This is a genomic window from Maritalea sp., assembly GCF_051251695.1.
Classification (GTDB): domain Bacteria; phylum Pseudomonadota; class Alphaproteobacteria; order Rhizobiales; family Devosiaceae; genus Maritalea.
Window position 1 is genome coordinate 1 of the sequence record NZ_JBPOEU010000051.1, and the last position, 9,053, is coordinate 9,053.

At 48.3% G+C, this 9,053-nt stretch carries 10 protein-coding genes; 4 read left to right on the forward strand and 6 right to left on the reverse strand.

Features of this window, described 5'->3' with window-relative positions:
* The 4 genes from ACSHWX_RS17330 to ACSHWX_RS17345 form a co-directional block, all read right to left on the reverse strand.
* Positions 1-939, reverse strand: a 939-nt coding sequence (locus tag ACSHWX_RS17330; protein ID WP_435669469.1) for a lipid II:glycine glycyltransferase FemX, incomplete at its 3' end; no start/stop codon positions are given.
* 83 nt (positions 940-1,022) lie between these two features.
* The gene (nagB, locus tag ACSHWX_RS17335) at positions 1,023-1,805 is read right to left on the reverse strand and encodes a glucosamine-6-phosphate deaminase (protein WP_435669470.1); all 783 of its coding nucleotides are present in this window, start codon (positions 1,803-1,805) and stop codon (positions 1,023-1,025) included.
* Positions 1,806-1,868: 63 nt separating this feature from the next.
* Positions 1,869-2,669 carry a GntR family transcriptional regulator gene (locus tag ACSHWX_RS17340; RefSeq protein ID WP_435669478.1) on the reverse strand — a complete coding sequence of 267 codons (801 nt, stop codon included), beginning with the start codon at positions 2,667-2,669 and terminating at the stop codon, positions 1,869-1,871.
* A 132-nt stretch (positions 2,670-2,801) separates the two neighbouring features.
* The gene (locus tag ACSHWX_RS17345) at positions 2,802-3,443 is read right to left on the reverse strand and encodes a helix-turn-helix domain-containing protein (protein ID WP_435669471.1); all 642 of its coding nucleotides are present in this window, start codon (positions 3,441-3,443) and stop codon (positions 2,802-2,804) included.
* Between the two features lie 191 nt (positions 3,444-3,634).
* Here ACSHWX_RS17345 and ACSHWX_RS17350 point away from each other — a divergent pair, with 191 nt between their 5' ends.
* The 4 genes from ACSHWX_RS17350 to ACSHWX_RS17365 all read left to right on the forward strand — a co-directional run bounded on the left by ACSHWX_RS17350 (position 3,635) and on the right by ACSHWX_RS17365 (position 6,488).
* Positions 3,635-4,102, forward strand: a complete 468-nt coding sequence (locus ACSHWX_RS17350; RefSeq protein ID WP_435669472.1) for a hypothetical protein — start codon at positions 3,635-3,637, stop codon at positions 4,100-4,102.
* 97 nt (positions 4,103-4,199) lie between these two features.
* A complete protein-coding gene (locus ACSHWX_RS17355) occupies positions 4,200-5,054 on the forward strand; it encodes a mechanosensitive ion channel family protein (protein ID WP_435669473.1) in 855 nt (284 codons plus the stop codon).
* A 76-nt stretch (positions 5,055-5,130) separates the two neighbouring features.
* The gene (locus ACSHWX_RS17360; protein WP_435669474.1) at positions 5,131-5,508 is read left to right on the forward strand and encodes a MerR family transcriptional regulator; all 378 of its coding nucleotides are present in this window, start codon (positions 5,131-5,133) and stop codon (positions 5,506-5,508) included.
* 2 nt (positions 5,509-5,510) lie between these two features.
* A complete protein-coding gene (locus ACSHWX_RS17365) occupies positions 5,511-6,488 on the forward strand; it encodes an aldo/keto reductase (RefSeq protein ID WP_435669475.1) in 978 nt (325 codons plus the stop codon).
* 53 nt (positions 6,489-6,541) lie between these two features.
* Here ACSHWX_RS17365 and msrA read toward each other — a convergent pair whose 3' ends face one another.
* Positions 6,542-7,141, reverse strand: coding sequence for a peptide-methionine (S)-S-oxide reductase MsrA (gene msrA, locus ACSHWX_RS17370; RefSeq protein WP_435669476.1), 600 nt, complete (start codon positions 7,139-7,141; stop codon positions 6,542-6,544).
* 123 nt (positions 7,142-7,264) lie between these two features.
* On the reverse strand, positions 7,265-8,824 hold the full coding sequence (locus ACSHWX_RS17375) for a 2-isopropylmalate synthase (protein ID WP_435669477.1): 1,560 nt from the start codon (positions 8,822-8,824) through the stop codon (positions 7,265-7,267).
* Positions 8,825-9,053 lie beyond the last annotated feature (229 nt).

A 9,053-nucleotide genomic window follows, 5' to 3' on the forward strand; every position in this document is an offset into this window, starting at 1 on the left:
CCGCAAGGGTAACGCCTTATCGCTGGTTGCGCCGTAAAGATAAACTGCTGTATCGCCTGCCGTAAAAATAACGCCGCCAGCGACCGGCTCACCCTCGTGATGCACAAGAAATAGTTCTGGAAGCACGCTTTTCTCAATATTTTCCATGAGAAAATGTAACGAGTCAAAAGCCGAATAATCAGGAAACTGCTTTCGGTCCGTCATTTCTTTGTAAAGATCGTAGAAAACAGGCATACGCGAAACATCACAATGCTCAAACTCAAGCCCATTCGTTTCGCTCTTTTTCAGATGGGCACGCCATTTTTGACCAAAACTTGACCGCATGGCGTCATCATCTATGTCAACATTAACAAAATATCGGTTTGGATAGGGCAAACCAGATCCAGCTTTGAACCCATGTGCAAGCAATTGATCCACGGCAAAATTGGTTTGTGCCGGTCGGGGACGTGGCAAGATGGACAACATCATGCGCTTTTTAACAGCATAAATTTGATTGAGTTGTTCAATAACCGCATCGTGAATTTGCGCCGCATCATCTGCAGCTGCATCCCGCACCATCGGGCCCCATTTACAAACAGCCAAGCCGCCCAGCCCCAACGGCGCAGTTCGGTGCATGATCAAACAACCCGCAACCAATTCGCCAGCGCGTTTAAAATGTAAGCAATCGATTTCCATTTGCGGCCAACGCTCTGCAGCAAAGACGTGCAATTGTTCTTGGCAAACATTGTCAAAAAGATGGGCAGTTTCATCCCACTTCGAGCCATCAACTGTTTCCAGATCGAGCTGCTTGCTCAAGGTGGGGGTCGATTGATGATCCTCCGTCATGTTTGCAGTCATGTCCGCCATAATTACCAAATGGGTTGCCGTGTTTCGTTTGGCATCATCGCTCAAGTTAAAGCTAGGCCAGTTTTCTGCGCCCATCCAAACCACGAAAGACATAATTTGGAGTAAATCAAAAAGAAAAACCCTGCGCTATTTCCAGCACAGGGTCTAAATGAATGAATCTTCAAATGAGTTGAAAACTACATTTTCTCGAGCGCTTGGTGCCGTCGCTCCGCCCAAATGGCGTAGTCTTTCATCGTCAAATCTTTCGCTGCCGCTTCGTCAGCTACAACAATTGCATGTTCGTGCATTTGCAATGCGGAGGCTGGACAAGATGCCGTCACTGGCCCTTCCACACATCCCTTAATCGCTTGGGCCTTGTGCTCACCAGTTGCCAACAGAACAACCTGCTTGGCATTCAAAATCGTACCTATGCCCATGGTCATGGAATCCGTCGGCTGTGTTTCGTCAGGACCGAAAAATCGCGAATTGGCCTCAATTGTTGATTTAGTAAGGGTCTTCACGCGGGTACGCGAAGCAAGGCTAGACAATGGTTCGTTAAAACCAATGTGTCCGTTAATTCCAATACCAAGCAATTGCAAATCAATCCCGCCAGCAAGCGCAATCATCTCTTCGTAGCGCTTACATTCGTCGTTCGGATTTTCAGCTATACCGTTTGGAACGAATGTTCGCTTGAGATCGATATCAATATGATCGAACAAAGTCTCGTTCATGAAATATCGATAGCTTTGATTGTGGTCGCCGTCGAGCCCCACATATTCGTCCAGATTGAAACTTGTCGCCGCAGAAAAACTAACTTCGCCTGCCGCTTGGCGCTCGATAAGTTTGTTATAAAGTGCTGTGGGTGAAGAGCCCGTCGCCAACCCCAAATTGCTTTGCGGTTTTTGCTTAAGCTGCTGCACAAAAAGGTCGCATGCAAATTCTGCTACATCATCAGAATTCGGTAAAATAACTAGACGCAAGGAATTGCTCCATTGTGTGATTGTGAACTTTAAAGCGCCAGACGATACATTGCCGCTTGATCGTTATATTTTTGTCTCGTCCCCAACTTCGGTCGAATAGACATATCTATCGCCACGATAATAGGAGTGGGTAAATTCTATTGGCTTTCCGTCACGGTCATATGACGTACGTTCCATATCAAGAATTGCAGAGCCGGTTTCAACACCAAGATAGCCCGCTAACTCTTTATCGCAATTGGTTGCTTTGATGGACTGTCGCGCCTTGACGGGGCGAAATCCGCTGGCATCCAAACGCGCATAAAGGCTCTCATCTTCGCCCACCGCTTCTGCATCGATCGCCTCAAGCGGAAAATAGGCAAGCTCATAAGCCATGATGCTGCCATCAGCGAAACGTATACGACGAAAACATGAAACCCGCGTGTGTGGTTCAACGCCCAGCGCTTCGCAAACTTCTGAAATCGGCGCAACAAGTCCTTTAAAGACCAATTGCGAGCTTGGCTCCATGCCGCGATTGCGAATATCTTCGGAAAAGCCGTTTAAGAATTTTAGTGACTTTTCAAGCGACTGTGGCCGATTACGGGGCACATACGTACCCAGACCACGCTTTTGAATAAGCTGACCATCATCTAAAAGGGGCTTGAATGCCCGCCTGATGGTGACCCGGCTTACGCCCAATCTGTCAGAAAGTTCGCGTTCGGCGAGCAAAAATTCGCCTGATGTCAGAATGTCGTGATCAATCGCCTGACGTAAAGCTTCGGCAAGTAATTCGTAACGTACGCCTGGTCGGGCCAACGCTGACCTAAGATGGACAATCAAGTCCGATTGCGCGATCTCAGTCCCAACATTCACCACAGGTACCACCACTTTTTTCAACCCGAACATTCCAATTGGAATCGATCCGTAAACGCACACTAACAAGCATACCGATCAAATACCAATACAACACCAGATTGTCCACAAACGATACCAACAGGTCGTGAATGAGGAAGTCCAGAGCTATTTTGCTGAGGCACCATTTCTAAAAAGTGGAATTGTTCCCGTCCAAAGAATGCGACATTGTTTGCTTCCTTTGTTGGTCCAACTGTGGGTACGGGTGGAACGAAAATGTAAACTGTCACCCTCTCCCAAAACTATTTCCTCATTCTCAACATAGGTGGTGATTGTCCCATCAAGAATGTAGATCACTTCTTCACCCTCGTGGCTCACGCGTTCAGACACATAGCCCGGTGGCACAAACACAATAAAGGATGAAAGCGACTTGCCGGCGAAATCAGCGCCCAGTCTTTCATACCGAAGCGAAGACTCATCAACGGAAAAGCTTTCACGCTCGCCCTGTTTCGTCCGTCCGCGATGAACCGCAGGCGATGAAACGAAAAACTCCATCTCAATATCAAGCCCTTTTGAAATCATGGAAAGCGCGCCCAATGATGGGGTCGCTTGGTCTCGCTCGACTTGCGATAGAAAACCGACGGACAAGTTTGCCAGTTCACCGAGCGCTTTCAATGTCATATTCAATGCGCGACGACGCTCGCGTATCAATCCACCAACCAAGGGCGAGGCCGGAGCGCTATCGTTGGACGCTTCTTCGGTCTCTTGGCCCAACATTTCTTGGGATTGATCCGATTCAACATTGATCATTGTTGTATTTCCTGTCAAAATTTTTTCGATGGCGCAAAACAAGTTTTACAATCGTTGATCACACTACCCATATTTGTTAAAAATCTCAAACTTTGCTTCATCCACATGTGAATAACTGCGTTTGATCATACTAAGTTGAAACAATAGGCGACAAAAAGAATATAAAACGTCGCCAAATTTGAGGGAATTTTGTGACCAATTCGAACCTAAAGACGAAAACCGCCCACGCTCAAACATTGCAAAACTGGATGGACGCCGCAAAGTTGAACCCGGGGTTCAAACTGCTTACGATCATGGAACTTGATTTTGACGCCGGTTTAGCCCGCAGAAGTTTCTCATCAAACCAGACCGTCTACCCCTCCGGCGGTAAAATGCCGGGCGAATATAAGCCAATGATACAGAACCAATGGTATCAAGATGTTGTTGTTGACCAACGCCCTTATCTGGCAAACAGAACCAGCGAAATGGGTGACCAATTTCCAGATCTATCTGTTATCGAAAGCCTTGGATGCGGCTCAATCGTAAATGTGCCCGTGGTGAAAGACGGCAAAACCGTTTCTGTGATCAACATTTTGCATGAAGAAGGTTACTTCACCCCGAAACGCTACGAGGCAGCATGTGCGCTCGCGCAAACATTGCTCGATACCGACATCAGCTAGCACTGAAATTTACCGCACTCATCGAACTTGATTTTTGTACCAATGCTGGTGCAAAAGAGAGTGGAAATGCGCCCTAACAACAAAATATGAGATTTTCGTGGAAGTTGACAAATTAGCAGCCGATGTTGAGCAGTTCGGAAATAATGCATCTGCATTTTTGGACTGGGGTTTAGCTCAATCACAAACTTTGTTGATCGCGCTGGTTATACTTGCCGCTGGCTGGTTCATTGCGAGATGGTTATCCGCAATGGCCGCCAAGCTTATCCCCAATTCCAAAGCGCTGGATGAAACCGTCACCCCAATGGTCACCCAGGTTCTCCAATATCTGGTGTTTTTAACATTCGTCGTTATTGCCCTGGGGCAACTGGGCGTTCAAACCAATTCCATTATTGCTGTTATTGGTGCGGCTGGTCTGGCCATCGCGCTGGCGCTACAAGGCACGCTTTCCAACATCGCCGCTGGGGTAATGCTTATTTGGCTCCGGCCCTTCAATGTTGGCGATTACATCGAATCTAGCGCGGTTTCTGGCACGGTAAAACAGGTTGGTCTATTCGCCACCCGCTTGCGCACAATTGATGGCTTATACGTCTTCACACCGAACGCGAAAATCTGGGATGCCACGATCACCAACTACTCTAAAGAGTTAACCCGCAGGCTCAGCTTTGATGTTGGAATTGATTATGCGGCGGATATCGATCTGGCGCGCAAAACGCTGCTTGAAACGGTCATGGCTGACGAACGTGTATTGAGCACGCCTGAGCCCGTGGTTTATGTGATGAACCTTGGGGCCAGCTCGGTTGATTTGCAGCTGCGCGCCTGGACCCGCACTGAAGATCATTGGGAAACGCGCATGGCAATGAACGAGACATGTAAAAAAGCACTCGATGCCGCAGGCGTTGAAATTCCGTTCCCTCATATGCACATACTCGCCCCGGACCTAACCTCGAAATAAATCACGCCCTGCCCTTGACCTGGAGCAACTCCAACACCCTATTAGTCTGTGATAGTCAGACTGAAAGGGTGACCAGATGAACATTGGCGAAGCAGGAAAAAAGAGCGGACTATCTCCAGACACCATACGGTTTTATGAAAAGCGTGGGCTAATTTTCGCAACAAAGCGAGACGATAAAGGCCACCGCTATTATGCCGACAGCGACGTGAGCTGGCTGGGCCTATTGGCTTGCCTGCGCGGCACTGGCATGCCCCTTTCTCACACTGAGACTTTTACAAGGCTCGTGCAGGAAGGTGACCAAACAATTCCCGATAGAATTGAGCTGCTCGAGGAACATCGCGTTCATCTGCAAAAGAAACGCGACGAGTTGGACAAGTACGAAAATCATCTGAACGAAAAAATCGCTTATTACACCGAGTTCTTGGAAAAACAGAATAGTCAGGCGGCAGAATAATCATGGAAAAAATTACACTTTGGGATGACAGAACAATTCCACGCCTCGGCTTTGGCTGCTGGGCAATTGGCGGACCCTTTTGGGCCGACGCCGTTCCTGTTGGTTGGGGCGTTGTCGACGATAATGAATCTAAACGCGCAATTGCTGCTGCCCTAGACGCGGGCATCAAATTCTTTGACACAGCGGACGTTTATGGTGCCGGGCATTCAGAAATCATTTTGGGTGAAGCCCTAAAGGGTCACGATGACATCGTAGTTGCGACAAAATTCGGCAATCAGTTCAATCCAGATAATAAACAAATCACCGGCCAAGCGACGGATCGCACTTACATCCGAACAGCCGTTCAGGCTTCACTGAAACGCTTAAACCGCGACACCATCGATCTTTACCAATTGCATGTGGACGACCTAAACGCGGATGCAGCGGCTCAAGCCCAAGCCGCATTGGAAGAGTTGGTGACTGAGGGACTTATCCGGGCCTACGGCTGGTCAACGGATCACCCAGAACATGCAAAAGGATGGCTGGGCGGTAAAAACTATCGCACTGTTCAACATGATTTGAACCTGTTTACGCCAGCCAATGCCATGCTTGAATTGGTCAATGCGAACGACATGATTTCCATAAATCGCGCACCGCTGGCCATGGGCATGTTGGGCGGGACTTATAAGATTAAACATGCCTTTGGCGAGGATGACGTTCGTTCGGGCGGTGCCCCATGGCTGGACAAAATGACGGGCATCAGTTCCGCTGAGGACGCGCAACAGCGTCTAGATGGCGTGAGAGAATTGTTGACTGTCGATGGCAGAACGGTAAGCCAGGGCGCACTCGCCTGGATATGGGCGCATAATGCCAGCACCCTGCCCATACCGGGTTTTAGAACTGTAAAGCAGGCCGAAAAAAATGCTCGAGCGCTCGAATTTGGACCACTTTCAATCGAAACCATGCATGAAATTGATATGGTCATTTCGGGCGATATCTAAAAAACACAGCTGGGGCAAATCGTATTTGCCCCAGTACGCTATCATCATTCAGATCAATGATCAGCAATGCCTTTGTAGGCCTCTTTGCCCCAAACTCGCTCGACTTGCTTGTTACGTCCGCACGTAAAGCGGTAATAATTATATTTCAGGCTGTTCTTTTTGTAATAGTCTTGATGGTAATCCTCAGCTGGGAAAAACGTCATCGCTGGCTGTACAACCGTCGCAATATGTTTGCCAAGAGTTGTCGCCGCTAGGCGTTTCGCATCAACTGCAGATTTAGTTTCTTTTTCGTTTGAAGGGAAAATGGCAGTACGATAGCTATCGCCCCGATCACAAAACTGACCACCCGCATCGGTTGGATCTACCGAGCGAAAGAAAATCTCGACCAATTGGCTATAGGCGACAACTTTGGGATCATAGATGATTTCAACGGCTTCGAAATGGCCGGTATTACCTGCGGTCACTTGTTTGTAAGTCGGGTTGTCCAACGTGCCACCCGTATAGCCTGAACGCGCTTCGATCACGCCTGTGACATGTTCGAAATCACTTTCTATGCACCAGAAACAACCACCAGCAAAATAGGCCTTTTCAGCCGCAAAGGCAGAACTGCCCCACGCTGAAACCAATATCACAATCGCAAAGATAAAACGCATTTCAATTCCTCATTTATTTGCACACATGCAATCAAATCTTATCTTCACGTTCAACTCACATTGGCTTGTGCGACAAAAAAGGCGCACCAATCGTGCGCCCTTTTCTAATTTTGGCAACTAAGACTACCCAGCCATAACGCCTTGGGCTGACGCCCCACGATCAACCAACAAGCGGTTGTAAGCGTTTAAATAGGCGCGAGCTGACGCCACCAATGTATCAGGTTCAGCTGTGCGTCCTGAGGCAATCTTGCCATTCATTTCCAAACGGACATGGGCATTTGCCTGTGCGTCCGTGCCGCCAGTCACCGCATCAACCCCGTAATGAACGAGATGTGGATTTGCCCCAACGGCGGTCTTGATCGCATTGAAAATCGCATCTACCGAGCCGGTGCCCGACACTTGAACTGACTTTTCTTCACCTTCAATGGATACTTTAAGATCGCAAACATGCTCGCCGCCGATCGTTGAAGAAACGCTCATGCCAACAAGTTTGATCTTGTCTTCAATTGAACCCATTTCATCATCAACCAAAGCGACCAAGTCGTCGTCATAAACGTTTTTCTTACGGTCAGCCAAATCCTTGAACCGCACAAACGCTTCTTGAAACGCATTGTCGCCCAACTCGTAGCCAAGGTCTTTCAATTTATCTTTGAATGCTGCGCGACCTGAGTGCTTGCCCATCACCAAAGATGTTTCTTTGATGCCAACACTTGCCGGTGTCATAATTTCGTACGTTTCGGCATTTTTTAGCATACCATCTTGGTGGATGCCGCTTTCATGGGCGAAAGCATTTTTGCCCACAATAGCCTTGTTGAACTGCACCGGGGTATTGCACGCCGCTGCAATAATTTTAGAAGCACGCGCCAAGTGGGTTGCATCAATTTCTGTGTGGAATGGCAACGCGTCACCGCGTGTTTTCAATGCCATCACCAACTCTTCAAGCGCGGCATTCCCTGCCCGCTCACCCAATCCGTTGATCGTACATTCAACCTGACGCGCGCCAGCTTGAACACCCGCAATTGAGTTGGCTACCGCCATGCCCAAATCATTATGACAATGGGTCGAGAAAATGGCTTTGTCAGAATTTGGAACCGTTTCAATCAAAGTTTTGAACATCGCAAAATATTCTTCTGGCACCGTAAATCCAACAGTGTCTGGAATATTAATGGTGGTCGCGCCAGCTTTAATCGCGGCCTCAACACAACGCGCCAAATACTCTATCGGCGTGCGGGTTGCGTCCATTGCCGACCATTCAACATCATCGATAAGGTTTCGCGCTTGCGTCACTGATTGGGTGACAAGTTCCAAAACCTCGTCCTGGTTCTTATTCATTTGATATTTCAAGTGAATTGGAGAGGTAGAGACAAACGTGTGTATACGTCCTCTGGCTGCTGGGCGAATGGCCTGCCCTGCACGATCAATATCACCCGGAATTGCCCGAGCAAGCCCGGCAATTACAGAATTTTTAGACCGGCGAGCAATTTCGGAAACAGCTTCAAAGTCACCATTTGAGGCAATTGGAAAACCCGCTTCAATAATGTCAACGCCCATATTGTCGAGCAATTCAGCAACCTGCAATTTCTCTTCAAAAGTCATCGTCGCGCCAGGGGCTTGTTCCCCGTCGCGCAAGGTCGTGTCAAAGATGAAAACGCGGTCAGTATTGGATTGTGATGTGGTGCTCATGATTTAGTCCTAATGTGGTCGACCCCAAATAAAACAATTGCGGGCCGGAAATTTTATAATCTCTGGCTTTTGTTTTACTCCCCTAAACGCCCGCTCTCATGCCGAGAACTGCCGGTGCTCAGGGGCAAATAAGGAGGAGGTCGAGAAGGAGTGGAAGTTGGTTTTTCGCGCACGACAAATCACCAGCAGCGGCCATTGGCTGCATATCTGTGAAATCTCTATTTAAAAC